A 22,227-nucleotide genomic window follows, 5' to 3' on the forward strand; every position below is an offset into this window, starting at 1 on the left:
TATACTTCGCACTAAGAATAAAGAAATTATGGCTGTTACTGAAGTACAATTAGATGAAAGTCAAGCCCACCACGATGATCACCACGAACATCACGGAAATTTTGTAACCAATTATATTTTTTCTCAGGATCATAAAGTAATAGGTAAGCAATTTTTGATTACGGGTATAATGTGGGCAATTTTAGGAGGAGGACTTTCCATATTGTTCAGACTCCAATTAGGATTTCCAGATATGGATATGGAATGGCTTAGGCCGATTCTCGGAGAATGGATTACGCCTACAGGTAAAATTGATTCTGAGTTTTATCTTGCCTTGGTGACCATGCATGGTACCATCATGGTATTCTTTGTATTGACCGCCGGACTTAGTGGAACCTTCAGCAATTTCCTTATCCCGCTGCAAATAGGAGCCAGAGATATGGCTTCTGGTTTTATGAACATGTTGTCTTACTGGTTCTTTTTCTTATCCAGTGTGATCATGTTTATTTCATTGTTCATATCAACAGGGCCTGCCAGTGGGGGTTGGACTATTTACCCACCTTTGAGTGCGCTACCACAAGCAATGTCCGGTTCAGGATTGGGTATGACTCTTTGGTTGGTTTCGATGGTGTTTTTCATTGCTTCTACATTATTGGGAGGGATTAACTATGTGACTACCGTTATCAACCTGAGAACAGAAGGAATGACTTTTACAAGATTGCCACTTACTATTTGGGCATTCTTTATTACTGCTATTCTAGGAATATTGTCTTTTCCTGTATTGGTAGCTGCTGTATTATTATTGGTATTTGACAGATCATTTGGAACAAGTTTTTACCTATCTGATATTTATATCGGAGGAGAAGCCCTGGCCAATCAGGGTGGAAGTCCAATTTTGTTTCAGCACCTGTTTTGGTTTTTGGGGCACCCTGAGGTGTATATCGTGATACTTCCTGCTTTAGGAATTACATCGGAGATTATTTCAACAAATTCGAGAAAACCAATCTTTGGATACAGAGCTATGATCGGTTCGATTATGGGGATTGGTATTTTGTCTTTCGTTGTATGGGCTCACCACATGTTCGTTACTGGTATGAGTCCGTTTTTAGGATCTATTTTCATGATTTTGACCTTGATAATAGCAGTCCCATCAGCCATAAAAGCATTTAACTACATCACTACTTTATGGAGAGGAAACATTGTATTTACTCCGGCAATGTTGTTTTCTATTGGTTTGGTATCTTTCTTTATATCAGGAGGTATCACCGGAATATTCTTAGGAAACTCTGCATTGGATATATTTTTACATGATACCTATTTTGTAGTAGCTCACTTTCACCTGGTGATGGGTAGTGCTGCTTTCTTTGGGATGATTGCCGGAGTTTATCACTGGTTTCCTAAAATGTATGGTAGGATGATGGATGCCAAATTAGGATATATACATTTCTGGATAACATTTGTAGGTGTTTATATGGTATTTTTTCCATTGCATTATATTGGTATAGCCGGATTTCCCAGAAGGTATTATTCTTTTACAAACTTTGATGCTTTTAGCTCATTTGGTGATTTGAATATGTTTGTTAGTGCTGCGGCTATTTTGACCTTTGGAGCACAGTTTATCTTTTTGCTAAACTTCTTCTATAGCATATTTAGAGGTAAAAAAGCTTCCGAGAATCCTTGGAAGTCAAATACTTTGGAATGGACAACTCCAAGAGTACCGGGGCACGGAAACTGGCCTGGAGATATTCCTCAGGTGTACAGATGGCCTTATGATTATAGTAAGCCTGGTTCCGAAAGTGACTATATTCCTCAGACAGTTCCTTATTCTGAAACGAAGGAGTCAAACATGGAACATGAGGAAGAGCTGGCCAGGGCTGGTAAGTAAAAAAGTATGACTGCAAAGCCGATTGATCGGTTATATACAAGACTTAATTTGATAACGATCATTGCCGTTTACCTTTTAATCATGGTAGGCGGCATTGTTCGTAGTACAGGATCAGGAATGGGGTGTCCTGATTGGCCAAAATGTTTTGGTAACTATTTACCTCCAACCGATGTTTCTGAACTTCCTGAAAATTACAAGGAAATATATTCACAGAAACGTCATGAAAAGAATTTGAGGGTAGCATCAATGATGAGAACACTAGGAATGGAAAATCTTGCCGGTAGGATAACGAATGATAATTCTATTCTCATTGAACAGACTTTCAATCCTACTAAAACCTGGGTGGAATATGTGAATAGGATTGTGGGAGTTTTGGTTGGCCTATTTATCTTATCAGGTTTTATTAAATCCTTTTCTTATTGGTCACACAACAGAAAAATTACTATCCTGTCTTTCTGTGCTTTGTTGTTAGTGTCTTTTCAGGGTTGGATTGGATCTATAGTAGTCTCTACCAATTTACTGCCTGGTATGATTACCTTTCACATGCTATTGGCCATTGGATTAATAGCTTTGTTGCTTTACATAAGATTTGATTTGCAGGAAAACAGAAGAGTAATTGATAAGAAAAGACCTAAATCAGTGAAGGGGCTATTGATTGTTTGTATCATCTTGTTGCTGACTCAAATTGTATTAGGAACCCAGGTTCGTGAAGCAATAGATACTATAGCAGCCCATCTTGGAGAAACATCCAGAGTACGGTGGATAGATAACTTGGGATTAACATTTTATCTCCACAGGACTTATTCGTTGGTGATATTGACTTTGCATATTATTTTATTAATCAGATTATTTAGAACGTTAAATCTGGTTGGAACTTCTGTAGTTTTAAGTTGGAGTCTTATTTTACTTATTCTGTTAGAAATAGTAACTGGTGCTATCTTAGTTTACTTCGCCTTACCGTATTTGATTCAGCCTATTCACCTATTTCTGGCGCTTTTGATTTTTGGCATCCAGTATTATTTGCTATTGATAGTAAATGAATCTTCTAATATTAATAAACGATTGGCTAATGCGAACTAACAGGGTAGCAAGTGTTTCCGTTGCTGGGTTTGGTGAAAAAGCTAAACTGTATGTAGAACTAATGAAACTACGCCTTTCATTTTTAGTAGCGTTTTCATCAGGGTTTGGATATATTTTAGCTTCTGTCAATGGAGTTGACCTCATGGTCTTATTAATGCTGAGCTTGGGAGGTATATTGGTCTCAGGAGCTTCTATTGCAATCAATCAGGTAATAGAAGTAGAGTATGATGCCGTCATGAAAAGGACTAAAGACAGGCCTCTGCCAACAGGTAAGCTTACTACCAATGAAGCTATAACCTTTGCGGTGTTATGCTTCCTTTCAGGAATTTGCCTGCTCTATTTCACTACCAATATTCAAACGGTAGTATTGTCATTCATTTCAATGATCCTATACAGTTTTGTATATACTCCCTTAAAAAGAGTAGGGCCAATTGCAGTATTTGTCGGGGCAATTCCTGGTGCATTGCCACCGCTTTTGGGATGGGTAGCTGCTACTGGTAGTATTTCTTACGAGGCACTTATCATTTTTGGAATACAATTTATTTGGCAGTTCCCACACTTTTGGGCGATTGCCTGGGTAGCTGATGAGGACTATAAAAAGGCAGGATTTAAGTTGCTTCCAGGCAATGGGAAAAAGGATATTCAAACGGCTATTAACATAATGATTTATACACTATTCTTGATCCCACTTGGGTTGTTGCCTATGTATTTTGGGATAACAGGTGTAAATTCGGCTGTTGTTGCTACCATTTGTGGTGTGTTGTTTTTGGCACAAACATTTGGGCTGATGAGAGATTACTCTAAAAAATCAGCCATTAAGATTATGTATGGTTCGTTTTTATATTTGCCAATAGTTCAAATTGCTTTTCTTTTAGATAAAATTTAAGAATATGAATGTAGCAATGACTTTAAAGAAAAAACCATCGAATATGCTAAGAATGCATCCTAAAAAGTTTGCAATGTGGCTGTTTATGGTATCAGTGGTAATGCTATTTGTGGCTTTTACCAGTGCTTATGTGGTGAAGCAATCGGATGGAGTTTGGCTGGATTTTGAATTACCAATACTCTTTGATTATACCACATTGGTAATACTCTTATCCAGTGTGTCAATGCATTGGGCTTTTATTGCTGCCAAGAAAAATTTAATTAAACAGATACGTTTGGCACTTGGAGTCACCTTTGTATTAGGTTCTATGTTTTTAGCTGGTCAGTATATGGCTTGGGGTGAATTGGTAGATTCAGGGGTGTATTTTGTAGGAAATCCAGCCGGATCATTTTTATATGTATTAACAGGAGTGCACGGTCTTCATTTGATTAGTGCAGTAATATTTTTAATAGTAGTATTAATTTCAGCCTTTCAGTATAAGATACATTCAAAAAGTTTAGTCCAATTAGAAATTTGCACCACATATTGGCATTTTTTGGGTGGACTTTGGTTGTATTTATACTTATTTTTGGCTCTTAATCATTAAACTAAATTGAATTAAAAACATGGCAAGTTCAGCTATTGTAGTAGAAGAAAACAAAGACCTTTGGAATGGCGGAGGAGTAGAGCCGTTTAAGGCCAGTTATGGAAAACTAATGATGTGGTTTTTCCTGCTTTCAGATGCCTTTACATTTTCATCTTTGTTGGTATCCTATGGTTTAATCCGTTACAGGCACGTTGCTTTTGATTATAGCAGTGGACCTTTCGAGTTTTCTCAGTCATACTGGCCGGTACCTGAATTTGTGTTTGATGGTATGCCACTATTACATGGAATGCACCTTCCATTGGTTTTTGTAGGGATTATGACTTTTATATTGATTATGAGTAGTGTGACTATGGTACTTGCTGTAGAAGCAGGGCATAGAAACGATAGGGTGGCAGTTGAGAAATGGATGCTTTGGACTATTCTTGGAGGGTTGACATTTTTAGGGTGTCAGGCATGGGAATGGACTCATTTTATAACAGGTACAGATGAAGGAGGTAGATTGCTTGATGGTTCTGTTTTTCATGGAGCCAATCTAAGTATAAACCAGTATGGCCCTCCAAACTTTGCTGCATTGTTTTTCTTTATTACAGGATTTCACGGATTTCACGTGTTTAGTGGAGTAGTAATCAACTTCATCATATTTTATCAAGCCACTACAGGGGTATTGGCTAGAAGGGGAACTTATGAAATGGTGGAAAAAGTTGGCTTATATTGGCACTTTGTGGATCTTGTTTGGGTATTTGTATTTACCTTCTTTTATCTGGTCTGACTTTATTAATAATTATACAATGGAACAAGAAACAACTGATATAAACGTACAACCTGCTGATAAATCTAAAATTTTAAAAATTTGGAAGGTGGCGGGGATTTTGGCAGTGATCACAGCAATTGAGTTCGTGATAGCGTTCACTGTTGATGCCGGAACATTTAAGACAATCACTTTTATCATTATGACATTGGTAAAGGCTGGATATATAGTGGGTGAATTTATGCACTTGGGGCACGAAACTAAAGGGTTGATTTATACCATCCTGTTACCGTGTGTTTTTGTCCTTTGGCTGATCCTTGCATTGTTGATTCAGGGAGCTGCTATCTTTCATGCACTTGGATTTTAATTAATAAGATATTTTTATAAAGAAAAAATCATGCTGTATTCTACAGCATGATTTTTTTTTGATAGGTATAACTTTGTAGTATGAAATTGAAGTGGTTGTTTCTGTTTTTTATTTTGGGTTTCCCGGTATCTATATATATTTTTCTTCAGGGATTTGGAGAAAATAAGTTTGAAGTACAGGTGTACTATGAAACTGGAATTGATGAACCTATCGGAGAATGCTCTCAGGTATCCGGGCAATTTGAAGTCCCCGGCTATCAGGATTTTGATACAACATTTGACACAAACACCGAAGGGATAGTAGTGTACGATCCGGGCACACCCAATTGTGATTCCTGTCAATATAAAATCAATAACTTGTTGTCACTTAGCGATAAGTTTAAAGAATGGAATGACTTTAAGATAGTATCGCTTGTGCAGGGTGATCAAACCGGATTATATCCTGATTCTGATGGAAATTGGAATGTTGTCACCAGTAAAGGTAAATTGATCGAGTTCGTAAATTGCGGTTTGAACCTTGAAATTCCATCCATTAGTGACAACAGGATAACCAAAAATGGAGTTGTAGTATTAGTAGATAGAATGAAGAGAATCAGAGGGTATTATAATGTGTTTGATAGAAAAGAATCAGACAGACTTGCTGTAGAACTGGAAATATTAAGAATTGGAAATTGAATTTATGAAGCCTAATAAAAAAGCGTTAACAACTATTATAGTAGTATCAATTGTCATACCCATTGCTGTGGCAGTTTTGCTGTTTTCACCATTTAAAATTTCTTCGGATGCATCCTGGATCAGAGATCTTCCCACTTTTAACGCATTTATAAACGGACTTACTGCCGTATTTTTACTTATGGCAAGGTATTTCATCATGAATGATGAGCGCCAATGGCATAAATGGTTTATGGAGCTTTCTTTTGTGCTTGGAGCGATGTTTTTGGTCTCTTATATTATTTATCATGCCAGTGTTCCTTCAGTATCGTATGGAGACATCAATGGGAATGGAACGTTGGAGGCAAATGAGTTGCTAAGAGTAGGCAATATAAGGTATGTGTATTATACCTTGCTATTGTCTCACATTAGTTTATCCATTGTAGTGGTGCCCTTTGTTCTTTTTGCCTTTTATTATGCGCTCTCTGAAAACTTCATAAAACACTTAAAAATTGTAAAATACACATGGCCAATTTGGTTTTATGTATCTGTATCAGGCGTGTTGGTTTATTTTATGATCAGTCCGTATTATCGGTAATCAAAGGCTATAAAATCTCAAAACCTGACTATTATCAGTAATAAATGTCAAGGTATAAAGGCAATAGCGAAGCAAACATTTATTAATTTTGTATCATGATTAAAAAGTCGCTATTGGCTGTGTCAGCCGTGTTGTTTTTTAGCATGAAGTCATTTGCACAATGTGCCATGTGCAAAACGACTGTTGTCAATAATGTAAACAATGGTGAACTGAACCTTGCCGAAGGACTAAACTTTGGTATTATGTATTTGTTCTTTACACCTTACTTGGTCATTGCAGTAGTAGCATTTTTTTGGTATAGAAACAGCAAATCCAATGCAAGAAATAAGCAGTACAAGAGCCTTAGTTGATTGTAAGTGTCCTCGTTGCAGACAAGGAGATTTATTTCAACTACCCCTGATCAAATTTTTTAAAAACAGATCAATGTACAAAAAGTGTTCGGTTTGTAATCTGGCATTCGAACCCGAACCGGGCTTTTACTATGGTGCCATGTTTATTAGCTATGCCGTGTCTGTTGCAGTTTCGATCATTTGCGGAGTGGTACTGTATAATTTTTTCGACGATCCTGATATCTGGATATACCTGATCACAGTGTTGTTTTTTATGGTACTGCTTTCACCGTTGACGTATAGGTATTCCAGGTCATTAATGCTTCATCTCTTTGGAGGGATACAATTCGATTCCCGGTACAGCAAAGCCTAAAATTTGAGTGTTACATTTAAGGTAAGTGTAACAAATTCCTACTCTTCCAATCAAATTGATTAATTCAGTTTAATTTTATCCAATATATTGATTTGGCATAGATGCCATGGATCAATACTTTTTTATTCTAAATAGGATATATTGAAAGCGTATCAATTTTTGTGGTCTTACAAATTTACGGCTTTACTGGCGTTGGTCATGGGGCTGGTCTTATATTTGATCAGCTTGTTTGGCAAATCAGATTCAGTAATAATAAAGTCAAATATTGAGACTGGTTTGCAAAAAGAGCTGAGTCTTCAGCAAAAATACATCGATGCTGTAAGCTTAGATTTTTCAGTATTGTCGTTTCCGGATTTTCCTCACAACGAGTACCCTACCTTTGTATTTACAAAAAATAAACTGGCATATTGGAATACCTCTAAAGTTGATTTGAAATTCGAAAAGCTGGCTAATCTGGATACTTTTGGCCTGACATCAATAGATCATAGTAAGTACCTCTACAAAAAGAAAGTAGTAACCTTAAAAGACTCAAGGTATATTTTGGTATCAATGATTCCATTGATCACAAAATACAATATCACCAACCAATATTTGAGCACCACTGTCAACCACGATATTCTTACCGATCAGGTGAGGTTGTTAGAAAACAATAAAGAGGGAGCCATTGAAATAAAGTTGGCAGGTCAGCCGCTTTTTTTTGTTAAAATTTTGGAAAAGACAATTTTTCATTCAGAGATGATATTCATAGTGAATCTATTGAGTTTTGGTTTGATAGCTTTCCTTATTATTTCATTATATCAGTTTGCGCTGAGCTGGGTTGGTAAAGAAAAACGATTTGTTGGTTTTATAGTATTGTTGGTGGGAAATGCGGTGATGCGTACCAGCTTGATATTGCTAAATATTCCTTTTAGGTTGACAGGTCTGGATTTATTCAATTCCAGCATTTATGTTTCCTCCGGTATTAATCCATCATTGGGAGATTTGCTTCTGAACGTATTGAGTTTACTCGCTGTAACACTGTTTCTTTTTGTTTGTCGAAACCATATTGCAGAAACAGTCAATGTGTTTTTTTTTAAAAAAACTAAAAGATTAATTGGTTTGATTTTGTATTTTCTAAGCTATTGGGTGCTGTATTACTATGGAGCGATTTTGCTTGGAATTCTTGTCAATTCTCAAATTAGCCTCGATTTGAGCGACTCTATTGAATTCGATTTGATTAGGATGGTAGCTTTTATAGTGATCCTGCTTGCCGGAGTAATGGCCTTTTTGATCATACACATTGTGTATAAAATTGCCTTTTACGGAGAAAGAAATTTTATCAATTCTTTTCTTTTTACCGCATTGCCATCTGTGTTGGTTATGGGAGCTGTGGGACTGCTTACAAATGAGTATTATTTGATCATATTATTATTTCATACAGGCTATTTCACTATCATCTATTTGAATGATTTTCCTTCGCGAATGAGGACATTTAAGTTTGGTTCACTACTCTACGTGCTCTCTGCGATTATTTTACTTTCTGGTGTAAGTGCAGTGTCTGTATATAAGGGATACGAAAGAAATGAACTGAATCAAAAGCAGAAATTTGCTACCAAACTTTTGATAGACAGAGACATAGAAGGGGAGTATTTGTTAGAACAAATATCTAACCTGATAAGATCAGATATGAGTCTGAACAGTAAACTTAGTGGTCGTAGGGTATCGGTTTCGCAGATCAAAGATAGAATCAACCAATTGTTGGTAGATGAGTACTTTAGTGAATATGACATCAGAATAAACTTGTTTGATCGTGATGGCTTAGGTATTGGAAAAAATGTGGGGTTGATATATTACGAAGATTTTAAAAAGAGATTTAACTCAAAGGAGTTTAAGACTGACTTTGATAATATTTTTTTTGAAGGAAATTTTTTATCTACAGGAAGAAAACGATATATCTGCTTCATAGAATTGGAAAGGTATCGAAATAAAACCGGTTATATCATTCTGGAGTTGCATCAAAAAAAGCAGGTATCTAAATCCGTGTATCCTGAATTGTTGCTTGACAACAGTTCATTTGCAAAGAATGATTTTGATTTTGCGGTTTATGACAACAATGAGTTGGTACATAGTGTCGGAAATTTCAACTATAAAGCAGACTTTGCTCCGGTTTGGATTACCACTCCCCGGATATTTGAAAGAGGAATAGAGAAATACGGTTATCACCATCTGGCAGTTAAAGCAGACACCAAGTCAATTATTATCACTTCCAAACTTTATTCATTTTGGTCAGTACTTTCAAATTTTTCATTTCTGTTTTTGTTGTTCCTGGCCATATCTGTCGCAGTAATTATTGTCAATTCATTGCTGAATCACGAAACCATTAAATCTTTTAATTTCTCTACTAAAATTCTGATTTACCTCGGGTGTGCTTTTGCTATTCCGTTGTTGCTTGTAGGAGCTGCTATATTAAATACGCTTAGCAAATCGTATAAGGCGGAGATTGATAAATCCTATCAAAAACAAACGATAGCCATGAGTGAAAACTTCGTGGATTTAATTACTGATTTTTATGCAAATGACCTCAACAGAGACGGACTTTCAAACGAGTTGTTGAAAATAAGCAGAAGCTCCCGGGCTGACATTAGTTTGTACGATCAGGAAGGCAGGCTCATTTCAACCAGCCAACCCAAAATAATGGAAGCAGGATTACTTTCACCTTACATCAATCCTGTTGCATTTCGTAAGCTAAAACATGAAGATAAAGATCAGGTAATATTGGAAGAATCTTTGGGTAAATTGTATTACAAGTCTTCTTACATTGCCATTAGATCTTACCAGGATGGTAAGTTGCTGGGAATAATGAGTTCTCCATTTTTCAGCTCAAAAAACCATCTGGAACGTCAGGAAACCGAAGTTTTTGGCAATATCATCAATATTTCAACACTGATTTTTTTAATCTCAATTGGGCTGTCTTATGTAGCGGTCAGGAGATTGACCAACCCAATTATGCTCATTGCTTTGAAACTAAAAAAGACAGAGCTGTCAGAAGAAAATCTACCACTTGAATGGAATTCTAATGACGAGATAGGAGTGCTTGTGCAAGAATACAACAGTATGCTTGAGAAACTTGAGGTAAGTAAAAAGGAATTGGCCAGAAGTGAAAAGGAGGCCGCATGGAAAGAGATGGCAAAGCAGGTAGCCCACGAAATAAAGAATCCGTTGACGCCAATGAAGCTGACATTGCAGCACCTTGACAGGGTAATGGATCAAAAGGATGAAAGAAGGAAGTCGCTAAGCACACTATTGAGTCAGGTCGATACCCTCGATCAAATTGTAACTTCATTCAGTCACTTTGCCAAAATGCCTGATCCGGAAAATGAAACTATTAATATAGTGCAGGAACTGGAAAAAACGATTAACCTTCATCCTGACAAAAATATTTCTTTCTGCTACGACGATGGTGAGACGCTGATCAGCGGAGACAGGAAACTCTTTGGGAGAATTTTTAATAATATCATTCTGAATGCTTTTCAGTCGATGAGTGCGGTTGCTTTCCCTGTTTTGGAGATATCTGTAGAAAAAAAAGAGCAAAAAGCATTGATGACTTTTCGGGACATAGGCACAGGAATATCCGACAAAATCAAGGATAAAGTATTTATTCCAAATTTTAGCACAAAAGCATCCGGATCGGGTATAGGTCTGGCAGTAGCCAAAAGAGGTATCGAACATGCAGGAGGTCGGATATGGTTTGAACCCAACTTGCCAGATGGGACTGTTTTTTTTATAGAGCTTCCGTTAGTGTGAGAATACAGGACTGTTGGTATAGCTTCATCTACTTTGAATACTGTATTAATTTCCCTCTTCCTATTTTGATAAAATAACCATTACCTTGTATAATTTTACTCCCTGCTAGGAGAAGGTTTTTATTGACTTGGTATTTTGTATAAATCTCACTAATATTATTATATAATAGTGGTGATCCATTTTATAGTTTTGGTGCTCTTTTGGTAAGTAGTATTCTTAATTTTTGAATACTTAATATCGAACCAATTCAAGTTTATCTTCTCATTTTTCAAATATTTGATCTGCTTTTGGGTTATTTCCCTTTTTAGACTAAAATGTAGTATCTGTATAAGTTTACATTATGGGAGCTTTTTATTTGTTTCTTTTGTCTTGCTTTATCATCCTTTTGTTTTCGCTTACTGGTAAGGTGGATATGGGTTTTCAGGTGCCCGGAGTGGCAAGGCCATTGAAAAGAAATTACAAAATCATACTCAAACAGCACTTCCCTTATTACAACAATCTGGGTGTACAGGAGCAAAAGCTCTTTGAACGAAAACTTCAGTATTTTATCCATATAAAAGAATTTATTCCCAGAAATATTGAAACAGTGACAGCCGAAATGAAAGTATTGATTTCGGCATGTGCTGTACAACTTACTTTTGGATACCCTAAAATATTTCTGTCTCATTTTAAAAGAATTTTGATTTACCCCGACAATTATTATTCTACCATAAACAGAGTGTATCATAAAGGTGAGGTGAATCCGAGGTTTCAGGCGATAGTTCTGTCATGGAAGAGTTTTGTTCAGGGTTACATAGAGTCCGACAGTGGAGTTAATTTGGGACTGCACGAAATGGCTCACGCCTTGAGATTGGAAAATATAATATTCAATGACGAATTTGACTTTTTTGAACCACATATTCTGGAAGAGTGGCATGGACTTGCCGCACTGGAAATCGAAAGGATCAAATCGGGAAACAGCCGAATGTTTCGTGATTATGCCTCAACTGATCAGGATGAATTTTTTGCCATAGCTATTGAAAATTTCTTCGAGCGTTCAAAAGAATTTAAGACAATGATGCCTAATCTATACTATGTGCTATCGAAACTATTGAGGCAAGACCCATGTATGCTGATAGGGGAAGAAATTTCCTGAAATGTAGGAGAATCAAAGTGAAGTATCCATTCTAGTGGGTAACTTTGAACCCAATTCAAATTACTTGGGAATTGATTGTGTATGAAGAAAAAATCACATCCGGCAGGAATAAGAAACAAATCGACAGTTACATTGAAAGATGCTATGAGTGCCATGCTCAAGTCTTACAACATTGATGTAAAATTTGATGAAGCAAGTCTGGTTTCTACCTGGGAGAAGATTATGGGCAAAGCCATAGCCAATAGAACTTCCAATATATACATCAGAGACCATGTAATGATTGTGACACTAAGTTCAGCTCCCCTCAAACATGAATTGAACAACTCCAAGTCAAAAGTAATGGCACTGATAGAGCAGCATTATGGCAAGCCGGTGGTGAAGGATATACTTTTTATTTGAAATTGTATTCTTCATGTTTTGTCATTCCTTCTGAAATATTTTTTTCTGACTCAAAATAGCCCGTGGAGTCAATTAAGACTATATAAGGGCGAACCTGATAAATAATAAATTAGGGGGGCTACCTTGCTTTAATGTTATCTTAATGTTAATTTTATGTTAACTATATAAAAATAAGGTAACACAGGGGTAATGAGATGCTTTAAAATTCTATTTCTTTTCTTTGTTCTCGCATTCTTTGTCACCAAAGGATATGCGGGTGCGGGTGCTCCAAAGAGTAACAAATATTCCTTAGATCATGCATTCAACTTGCTGCTGAATATTGATGAAGCTCCTCGATTTCAGGATCGAAAAAGCTTAAAATCCAATTATGATGCATTTGTTGATGAGTTGAAGTTGAAACAACACAGGTGGAATGACAATCACCGATTATTGAAAAGAGTATTTTTTCAGGTTCATAAGGAATATCTGAAAAAGTATGTTCCGTATCAGTCCTTTCAGGATTTGTTCGAGACAGGGACTTATGGTTGTTTGACGGGAACCGCATTATATGCATTTCTTATGGATGAATTGGGGTATGAATATGAAATTATAGAAACCAATTACCACATGTTTTTATTGGTAAATACAGATGGACATCAATACCTTATTGAATCAACTGACCCAATAAACGGGTTTGTTTATAAAGCTGATGAAATTGAAAGCAGGATAGATGCTGCGATGAAGCAAAATAAGCCAAGAGGAGGAAAGGGTTTTTCTTATGATATTTACAAATCTATTTCTTATGTTGAGTTGATAGGTTTACAGTACTACAATACCGCCGTAAATTCTTACAACTCAGGGAATCTTTCTCTGGCTTTGTATAGTTTGAATGAAGCTTCCAGATTTGACCGATCTCAGCGAATCAAAGAGCTTTTGGAATTAATTATGGCATCTGAACAAGAAATACCAGATCTAAAAAAAGTTATTTCAGGTTATGACGAGTTGTCTTTAATACTAACAACTGGCTGATTTAACCTTCAATAAAGATAAACTCCTTTTCCTTTTTTTAACAAAACTTCTACATGTTCGGTAAACGTAGTTGCCAGTTCGTATCCTGTGTATTTAGGATAAATAGGGAAAAGTTTGTGGTTTCTGTTTACTAAAACCCCAACCTCTATTTTTTTTACATCAGAATTTAAGAAAGCTTTGAGAGTAAAAGCCACAGTTTTTCCCGTGTTCAATACGTCATCCAGTAATATCACCGCCTTGTTGGAAAAATTGACGTGTGTGTTGCTCAATTTTATTTCACTGGTAGAGGGCGAGTTTTTGTCTATTGATATCTTAACCGTTTCTACTTGTAGTGGTGAGATACTATTTAGTTCTTTTTCAATCAGAGAAGCAAGAATGTAGCCATTCTCTGAGATTCCTGCCAGTACTACTTGTTTCTCTTCTATATTATTTTCATAAATCTCGTAAGCTATTCGTTTGATTTTCTGATCTATTTGCTTTTTATTAAGTATGAGATTTTTTTCTGCTACCATTTTGTTCAACGCTTATCATTGGGAATCGGAATAGACTTTGAATCCTTAAAAGTAGATAAAATTACCATTGTTTGCAGACTATCTACTACTTCTATGTCACTTACTTTTTCTAACATGAGCAGTTGATAGCTGGCTATATCCCTGGCGATTACCCTAAGCAGAAAATCACCTGATCCGGTAACATGATGGCATTCTATGACTTCATCAATTTCCTTTATTTTGGAGGTAAAAATGTCAATATTGGTTTTGTTATGGCCTTTGAGGGAAACCTGTACGAAGGTGTTTACTCCCAGGCCGAGTTTTTCTGAGTTCAATTCAGCATGGTAGCTTTTTATGATTCCGGATTGTTCTAGTTTTTTTACTCTCTCCAGAGTAGGAGCAGGAGAAAGGCCTATCTCTTCGGATAATTTAGCATTGGTAATTTTTCCTCTTTTTTGAAGAATCTTTAGAATGCTTCTATCCAACGAATCGAGTTTAAGATGGCTGTTCATGATGGTTTGACGTAAATGGGGTTATTTTTTTGTTGGTATGTGTTTACAACAATTGTATTTTTCAAATGCTCTAATATTAATTCATTTTATTCAGTTTTTAATTTTATATAAATATACTACAACAATATTATATTTTGATTTTTCTTAATAGAGGATTTTAAAACTTTATTATTCTTTTTATCTCTTCTGTTTCAAGAGTATTGATTTTTAGGAAATACATTCCGGTATTGAAATTAGCAATGTCAATAGAGAAAGTATTGAGTCCTGTGGATATGTTGGGAAAAGATTCATTGTAAACGGTTTTGCCATGAATATTCAGGAGGGAAAGTGTAATGGTGGATTTGGTCGGAAGGATTATTCTAAAATTGATGGCATCCTCTGCAGGGTTCGGATATGGATTTTCTATTACAATTTCCTGATCGAAATTGGTGCATTTTTCATTATTTAATGTGTTAGCATCTTCAATATTTGAGATTAGATCTTCCAAACGAATGCAAATGAAACCGATGTTGCTACTGGTGGAAGGGATTTCAAAATTTAAAGGATAAATGATTTCTTCTGAGGCATTTAGTGAACCGGAATAACTCTCTGAAATGGAAAAACTATTTTCTATTTCCACTGTAACATCAAAACCATCAATTTTTACTGTGCCACTGTTTGAAACGGTAAGTGAAAGATTGATCTTTCCATTATTTAAGGAAGGTTCAATTTCAACCAATTCCAAATCCAATTTTGGCATGGTAGAAACAATTTTAGCATATGTCGTATCGCTACAGTTAAAGTTGTTTTCTGCTATAAGCCGAACATTGTAATCTCTTACTTCATTGAAAATGAATGACGGATTTGTTTGGGATGATGAAGAGTTGGCAACATCACTAAAATCCCATGTGTAACGATCAGCACCTGTAGAATTGTTTGTAAAATTTACTTCCAATGGAGGTGCCCCAAAATTGACGTCAGTAGAAAATATTGCAGTCGGTGCAGCAAATATTTCAATTGATTTTGTGATTTGGTTTGTACATCCGTTTTCATTTATCACCATAAGTGAAACGTCATAAATACCAGATTGAGGAAAATTAAATACCGCTTGCGATCCATTTGCTGTTGCCAGCCCGTCGAAATCCCATATTCTTGATATTATTGGGGAGGTTTCTACCAGTGACAGATCAGTAAATACAGTAAATTCATTGTCGCATGTTCTGGAGGCAGAAAAATCAACAGAAGGCAGATTTTCAATATATACTTCTTTGTTGAATTTTATTGCACAGTTATTTTGCGGTGTGACAGTGAGTGCTATATCATAAGTGCCACTGTTTTTAAAGGCATATTGTGGGTTTTGTTCCGTAAATATTTTTCCATCTATCTCCCAATACCAGGATGTTATCGGATTGGATACATCAGTTGTGGTGATATCGGTAAAAAAAGTAAGTTCATTTAAACAACCGATAGAAGAAGTGAAATTTACAACGGGCGAGGGAGCTATGGTCACCATTTGTTGTACACTTCCCAGGCATCCGAAATTAGTTTCAGCAGATAAAGTAACTTCATATTCTCCGGCAGTTTCAAATTTAAACTCAGGGTTTTGATTGGTAGCTGAACCCAGCCCGTCAAAGTCCCAATTCCATGCAGTGATGTTGGCATTGTCTGCTAATGACTCATCAGTAAATTGTAATAGCAGGTTCTCACAACCAGCTTCTGCTGTGAACGAAACAGTGGGTAATGAATAGACAGTCAATGGTTTTGAGATAACGTTGGTACAGCCCATATCATTAGTGCTGGAAAGAGTTATCACATAGTCATCTGCAGACTGAAAAGCGTGCGATGGGTTTTCTGTAGTGTTAGTGAAACCATCACCAAAATCCCATAAAAATTCAGAAACACTTTCACCGGTTGTTTGGTTGTTCATGTAGATTTCCACTCCCTCACAATCGTTTATGACATCAAAATCAACACTTGGCCCGGCAATAACTTCTACATTTTGCGAGAAAAATGACTCGCAACCTGGAATAGACATGGTCAGAGAAATTTGTTTTGTACCCCCAGTACTGAAGGTATAAGCTGGATTTGCTTCTGCGCTGGTACTTTCTCCATCAAAATCCCAGAGGTAAGAGATAATTTCAGGAGTATGATCTGATTCGTTCGAGAGGTTGTTAAATGACAATTCAGTATTAGAACAGACCAGTTCCGTTTCTATTTCAAAATCCGGTGTTGGAGGTTCAGGATACAATACCACTTGTTGAGTCGTATTGTTAAAGCAACCATTGGTAGCTTGTACTACGAGTTTCACATCTTGTGTTCCAATTGATCCAAACTGAAAGTTTGGATTTGGCTCGTTACTATCTTCGATACCATCGTTGTTGAAGTCCCAAGAGTAGGAGGAGATGCCGACATTGTCAGTGGTGGTGAAGGTGTTGGTGTTTGCGATGCACTGAGAATCGTCGATAGAAAAGGATATTTCGGGGGCTTGGGAGTCAATTACCGTTATTGTTTGGGATGAAACATCGAAGTTTCCGTTACTGCTGAAAGCAGTAAGTTCAATGGCAAAGGTTCCAGAGTCATCATATGTTATATCTTGAGGTTCGGTTTCAATATTTGAGGCAAGGTTTCCTGAGCACTGGTCATTAAAATCTATTCTACTTACAATACCATTATTTCGACTTGTTGTATATGCATGCCATCCTGGAGAGTCCCTGACCAATTTTAAAGTTCGAAACTGGCCAGTAATATCTAATTCGCCCAACGACTCAATAGTGGGAATTGCTTCAAGATCAGTCCCAAAATTAATTCTGTAGAATCCAGTATTTTGACCAGCGACCAAACCATAATACGACAATCCCTCTTGTATCAACTCAATTCCAAAAGGTTTATCTACTGTGCCGAGATCAGTATATGTATAATTCAAATCAAATAAAGTTGAACCAAATTCAATCCTGAATATTTTGTCTTGACCATAAGAACAAATGAGGCCGTACCATAATCCATTCGTTTCAATAATAGATATTTTATCAGCTGCATTTAGTCCAATGTCATTTCCTATGGTAATTGCATCTGCCACCGAAGGATTATTTGACAAGGTTGCGCCAAAATTTATTAAGGTAATGTTGTTACTAGAATTATTTGAGATTACAGCTATGTACTGGTCTTTCGCTTTAATTATTTGGATTGCATAAGGTCTACTTAAGCTCCCAAAATTTCCTAGTGACTCGGTGATAGAAGGAGGAGCATCAAGCCCATCTCCAAATGTCCACCTAATAAGGAGATTGTTTCCAGAGTTAACTATAAAGCCATACCAGATACCCTGATCCTTGTATAATCTCATTTGATTTGGATTATTCAATAAGTCATTTGGGTTTCCTAAGTCAGTTAATATTGGAGATTTATCTAAATTATTACCATAGTCTAATCGAAATACTTTTTTTGATAGGAAATCTGTAACATAACCATGCCATTGACCTTCTTCAAAAACAATATCAATATCTGCTGTAAATGAGGCTTCACTTATTGCAAACGCACTGTGATTCTCTGGCAAGCTATCCAAATCGTTCATACAAAAATCCCATTGATAGTTTACCCCATTAATGGTAGTATTTGTTATTTCTATTTGTTCATTTAAACAGGCTGTATTGGGAAGGTCGAAATTTGTAAGTGGTTTTTCTGCTGATTGAATTATTACGTTATTACTAAATACATCTGAACATCCTTGGGCAGTAGTAACTGACAATGAAACTTCAACGGTATCTGGACTAGAAAAGGTAATCTGTGTAGTTTTATCGCTAGAAGAAAAACTATTTCCAAATTTCCAATTCCATTGTATTATATTATCCTCTTCTAAAGTTAAATCTTGACCGTAAAATTGAGAAGTTAGGTTTTCGACAATTGGAGAATCATATAAAAATTCAACTAGTGGTTGATCATTGATATTTATATTTTTTTCTAACTTAGAAATGCAACCATTATTATTGTCAGTTACGCTTAATGAAATTATATAATCGTCTGCCAGTGTGTATAAATGCTGAGGAGAATATGTTGATGTGGTTGGACTTCCGTCCCCGAAATCCCAAAGTACACTTGTGTTGGTAGTTTCACTATTATTAATAAACTGCACTTCTTCTCCAAAGCAATTATTTGTATAACTAAAGTTTATTCCAGGTCCTGTAATGACTTCAACATTTTGAGAAAAAAAAGACTCACATCCCGGAATAGACATAGAAAGGGAAATTTGCTTTGTACCTCCTGAATCGAAGGTATATGCTGGATTTACTTCTGTGCTTGTACTTTCACCATCAAAATCCCAGAGGTAGGAAATACTTTCAGAAGTATGAGCCGATTCATCAGATAGGTTATTGAAAGACAATTCAGTATTTGAACAGGCCAATTCTGAATCAACCTCAAAACTTGGTGTTGGTGGTTCTGGATATAAAATTACTTCTTGTGTTGTATTATTAAAGCATCCATTGGTGGCTTGAACCACCAACTTTACATCATGAGTCCCAATTGATCCAAATTGAAAGTTGGGGTTTTGCTCGTTGGAGTCTTCAATACCATCAGCGTTAAAGTCCCAGGAGTAAGAGGAGATGTCGCCATTGTCAGTGGTGGTGAAAGTGTTTGTATTGGCGATACATTGATTGCTAGTTGAAAAGGAGATATTCGGAGCTGTGCCATTTAGAACAGCTATCGTTTGAGAAGCTACATCTAAGTTTCCGTTGCTGCTAAAAGCAGTAAGTTCTATGGCAAAAGTTCCCGAGACATCATAAGTTAAAAGTTGAGGTTCGGTTTCAGTATTTGACGCAAGATTTCCTGTGCACTGGTCATTAAAATCTATTCTACTTACAATACCATTATTTCGACTTGTTGTATAAGCATGCCATCTGGGAGATTCCCTGATCACTTTTAAAGTTCGAAGTTGATCAGGAATATCCAATTTTCCAATCGATTCGATAGTGGGAACTGATTCGATATCTATTCCAAAATTTATTCTGTATAATCCAGTAGTTTGTCCAACAACTAAACCGTAAAACGACAACCCTTCTTGAATTAATTCGATTCCAAACGGTTTACTAACTGTGCCGATATCAGTAAATGTATAATTCGTGTCAAATAGCGTTGAACCAAATTCAATTCTGAAGATTTTATTATTACCAGAAGAACAAATTAGTCCATACCATGATCCATTGGTTTCAATAATAGATATTTTGTCAGCTGCACTTAGGCCAATTTCATTTCCAATAGTGATAGCATCTCCAATGGTAGGGGTATTCGACAAGGTTGTGCCGAAATTTATAAGAGTAATGCTGTTATTAGAATTATTAGGGATTACAGCGATGTACTGATCATTTTCTTTAATTAGCTGAATTCCATAGGGTCTACTTAAGCTCCCGAAATTTCCCAGTGACTCTGTGATAGAAGGAGGAGCATCAAGTCCATCACCAAATGTCCACCTAATTAGGAGGTTGTTTCCAGAGTTGACTATAAAGCCATACCATATTCCCTGATCTTTATACAATCGCATTTGGTAGGGGGAATTGAGAAGGTTATTTGGATTTCCTAAGTCAATTAATACTGGTGAATTATCTAAATTATCACCATAGTCTAATCGAAATACCTTTTTTAATAGAAAATCTGTAACATAACCATACCATTGTCCTTCTTCAAAAACGATTTCAATATCTGCGGTAAATGATGCTTCATCTATTGGATAAGCGCCATGGTATTGTGGCAAGCTATCTAAATCGTTCATACAAAAATCCCATTGATAGTTTACTCCGTTTATTGTGGTATTTGATATTTCTATTTGTTGATTCAAACAGACTGTACTAGGAAGATCAAAAGACGCAGTAAGTTGGCCGGAAGCATTAAAGCTTGCGATGGAAAAAAAGAGGATGGTAATATTTCTAAATGATAAAATCATACTTCTTAAAAATGGGTCTCCATACGGAGATGTTATACTTTTCCCACGCGTGACATCCAAATGGTAATTTATTTTCTAAAATAGCCAGCCCTTCTTTTGGATTTTTTTCAATTGAAAATTTTAGGGCTTCTTTAAAATCAGGAACTTTAAAATTATAAAAATATTTAGTTACTAAAATAGACCAGACCATATCCTCATTGTTATTGTATTTTTGTAAGTTTGGTTCTATCAATGGAAGCCATTTGCTAATTTTATAAAATGTTTTCACCTTTCTTAATGACAGTCCTCCGTTTCCAACATTTAGTTTATTTCCTTTGTTAAAATCTACAATTCTTTTTAAAAATCTTATAATTAAATTTGAGGATGATAATAATTGGTGATAAAAATGAGTTGGACTCTTTTTGTCGAACCAAGGAGCTCCTATATAGTCGTATTCCTTGTCACACCATTGATCAATATTGAAATCAAAAACAAACGCATCTAACTGATATAGAAGTAAGTATTGGTATTTTAGAAAACACTTATAGAATAATGGACTAATAAGAAGGCTGTTGTAACCCTTGATGGATTCAAAGAATTTAGGATCAAAATATATAGTTTCAAAAGAGACTTTATGAAGAATTTCATAATTTGCTAATTCAAGTCCTTTTGGCGCTATAAATGTGATTGGATTGTGTTTACATACTTGTGTAATTCTTTCGAGTGAAATTAATTCATAGCGACTTAATACAGATTTATAAATTGGAATGACTATGACACATTTATTTATCATCACTTTTTCACACCCACCAAATTAATTGAAGTATATGGAAATCTTTTTTCTTTTTTTAGCACCTGTCGAAGAAGATACTCTTTTCTAAAATTCTTGTTTCCAAAAAAGTGTAAAACTCTTTTCAATTTTCTGAGTATCGGGTTCTTAATGTCTTGTTGAAATTGGTAAAGCTCATTCTTATATAAAAAATCATTTGGATCCCGTGATAATTTTTGCATGTCATTATCTGTATTAGATGAAATTGTGTTTTCACCTAACAAATCAAAATCAAAATCTTTGAACAGGTATCTCACAGCTTCAGGAGTGAACCTCCAATAGTCAGATGGATATCCATGAAATTGCCAAATGAACGGAGTTGAAATGAACAATACACCCCCTTTCTTAACCAAATGGGAAATATTATTAGCAGCCTTATATATATCTTTTACATGTTCCATGACACTACAGCAAATTACTGTTTGATATTTCGTGCTTTGCAACACTTCTGGAAAGTCATCGAAATCTTGAGTCAAATCACATACAACATCCACGTTTTGCCCGGATTCTAAGTCCATACCTAAATATTCAAACGAAGGAAATATTGATCGATAATCTATGCTAGTAGAAGGGTCGTAAAACTTAGAACCCACTTCTAAGATTGGGCCTTTCACTAAGTTTCTATTTTCTCTTATCCATAATAACTGATTATAATCTCCCATGATTTAAATTTCGAATGTGATTATTATTACTAATTAATGA

General features: G+C 35.8%; 19 protein-coding genes. 14 read left to right on the top strand and 5 right to left on the bottom strand.

Annotated features, from left to right (window positions below):
* Positions 1-28 precede the first annotated feature (28 nt).
* The 14 genes from AAOP42_RS20295 to AAOP42_RS20360 all read left to right on the top strand — a co-directional run bounded on the left by AAOP42_RS20295 (position 29) and on the right by AAOP42_RS20360 (position 13,806).
* Positions 29-1,864: a cytochrome c oxidase subunit I gene (locus AAOP42_RS20295; protein ID WP_349530418.1), complete on the top strand. Its 1,836-nt coding sequence runs from the start codon at positions 29-31 to the stop codon at positions 1,862-1,864.
* A 6-nt stretch (positions 1,865-1,870) separates the two neighbouring features.
* On the top strand, positions 1,871-2,944 hold the full coding sequence (locus tag AAOP42_RS20300; RefSeq protein WP_349530419.1) for a COX15/CtaA family protein: 1,074 nt from the start codon (positions 1,871-1,873) through the stop codon (positions 2,942-2,944).
* On the top strand, positions 2,934-3,830 hold the full coding sequence (gene cyoE, locus AAOP42_RS20305) for a heme o synthase (protein ID WP_349530420.1): 897 nt from the start codon (positions 2,934-2,936) through the stop codon (positions 3,828-3,830). The genes AAOP42_RS20300 and cyoE overlap by 11 nt, the downstream gene beginning before the upstream one ends.
* A gap of 4 nt (positions 3,831-3,834) precedes the next feature.
* The gene (locus AAOP42_RS20310; RefSeq protein WP_349530421.1) at positions 3,835-4,416 is read left to right on the top strand and encodes a cytochrome c oxidase subunit 3; all 582 of its coding nucleotides are present in this window, start codon (positions 3,835-3,837) and stop codon (positions 4,414-4,416) included.
* 19 nt (positions 4,417-4,435) lie between these two features.
* A complete protein-coding gene (locus tag AAOP42_RS20315) occupies positions 4,436-5,185 on the top strand; it encodes a cytochrome c oxidase subunit 3 (protein ID WP_349530422.1) in 750 nt (249 codons plus the stop codon).
* Between the two features lie 19 nt (positions 5,186-5,204).
* Complete coding sequence (locus AAOP42_RS20320; protein WP_349530423.1) at positions 5,205-5,531, top strand: cytochrome C oxidase subunit IV family protein; 327 nt, start codon at positions 5,205-5,207, stop codon at positions 5,529-5,531.
* An 80-nt stretch (positions 5,532-5,611) separates the two neighbouring features.
* The gene (locus tag AAOP42_RS20325) at positions 5,612-6,205 is read left to right on the top strand and encodes a hypothetical protein (protein WP_349530424.1); all 594 of its coding nucleotides are present in this window, start codon (positions 5,612-5,614) and stop codon (positions 6,203-6,205) included.
* Between the two features lie 4 nt (positions 6,206-6,209).
* The gene (locus tag AAOP42_RS20330; protein WP_349530425.1) at positions 6,210-6,779 is read left to right on the top strand and encodes a DUF420 domain-containing protein; all 570 of its coding nucleotides are present in this window, start codon (positions 6,210-6,212) and stop codon (positions 6,777-6,779) included.
* 95 nt (positions 6,780-6,874) lie between these two features.
* Positions 6,875-7,129, top strand: coding sequence for a CAMCR motif-containing small membrane protein (locus AAOP42_RS20335; RefSeq protein ID WP_349530426.1), 255 nt, complete (start codon positions 6,875-6,877; stop codon positions 7,127-7,129).
* A gap of 73 nt (positions 7,130-7,202) precedes the next feature.
* A complete protein-coding gene (locus tag AAOP42_RS20340) occupies positions 7,203-7,481 on the top strand; it encodes a DUF983 domain-containing protein (protein WP_349530427.1) in 279 nt (92 codons plus the stop codon).
* Positions 7,482-7,622: 141 nt separating this feature from the next.
* On the top strand, positions 7,623-11,264 hold the full coding sequence (locus AAOP42_RS20345; protein WP_349530428.1) for an ATP-binding protein: 3,642 nt from the start codon (positions 7,623-7,625) through the stop codon (positions 11,262-11,264).
* Positions 11,265-11,604: 340 nt separating this feature from the next.
* Positions 11,605-12,399, top strand: coding sequence for a zinc-dependent peptidase (locus AAOP42_RS20350; protein ID WP_349530429.1), 795 nt, complete (start codon positions 11,605-11,607; stop codon positions 12,397-12,399).
* Between the two features lie 81 nt (positions 12,400-12,480).
* Positions 12,481-12,798 carry a DciA family protein gene (locus AAOP42_RS20355; RefSeq protein ID WP_349530430.1) on the top strand — a complete coding sequence of 106 codons (318 nt, stop codon included), beginning with the start codon at positions 12,481-12,483 and terminating at the stop codon, positions 12,796-12,798.
* Between the two features lie 189 nt (positions 12,799-12,987).
* Positions 12,988-13,806, top strand: coding sequence for a hypothetical protein (locus tag AAOP42_RS20360; RefSeq protein WP_349530431.1), 819 nt, complete (start codon positions 12,988-12,990; stop codon positions 13,804-13,806).
* An 8-nt stretch (positions 13,807-13,814) separates the two neighbouring features.
* On the opposite strand, the gene AAOP42_RS20365 is transcribed toward AAOP42_RS20360, so the two are convergent.
* The 5 genes from AAOP42_RS20365 to AAOP42_RS20385 all read right to left on the bottom strand — a co-directional run bounded on the left by AAOP42_RS20365 (position 13,815) and on the right by AAOP42_RS20385 (position 22,187).
* Complete coding sequence (locus AAOP42_RS20365) at positions 13,815-14,318, bottom strand: phosphoribosyltransferase family protein (protein WP_349530432.1); 504 nt, start codon at positions 14,316-14,318, stop codon at positions 13,815-13,817.
* 5 nt (positions 14,319-14,323) lie between these two features.
* Complete coding sequence (locus tag AAOP42_RS20370) at positions 14,324-14,809, bottom strand: Lrp/AsnC family transcriptional regulator (protein WP_502947680.1); 486 nt, start codon at positions 14,807-14,809, stop codon at positions 14,324-14,326.
* Between the two features lie 157 nt (positions 14,810-14,966).
* Positions 14,967-20,717 (bottom strand): PKD domain-containing protein, encoded by a 5,751-nt coding sequence (locus AAOP42_RS20375; RefSeq protein WP_349530433.1) that lies wholly within the window; start codon positions 20,715-20,717, stop codon positions 14,967-14,969.
* Complete coding sequence (locus tag AAOP42_RS20380; RefSeq protein WP_349530500.1) at positions 20,701-21,489, bottom strand: DUF5672 family protein; 789 nt, start codon at positions 21,487-21,489, stop codon at positions 20,701-20,703. The genes AAOP42_RS20375 and AAOP42_RS20380 overlap by 17 nt, the downstream gene beginning before the upstream one ends.
* The gene (locus AAOP42_RS20385) at positions 21,489-22,187 is read right to left on the bottom strand and encodes a class I SAM-dependent methyltransferase (RefSeq protein ID WP_349530434.1); all 699 of its coding nucleotides are present in this window, start codon (positions 22,185-22,187) and stop codon (positions 21,489-21,491) included. Before AAOP42_RS20385 ends, AAOP42_RS20380 begins: the two co-directional genes overlap by 1 nt.
* Between the last annotated feature and the right edge of the window lie 40 nt (positions 22,188-22,227).

The sequence above is a fragment of the Reichenbachiella sp. MALMAid0571 genome (assembly GCF_040151475.1).
Taxonomy (GTDB): Bacteria; Bacteroidota; Bacteroidia; order Cytophagales; family Cyclobacteriaceae; genus CAXBNB01.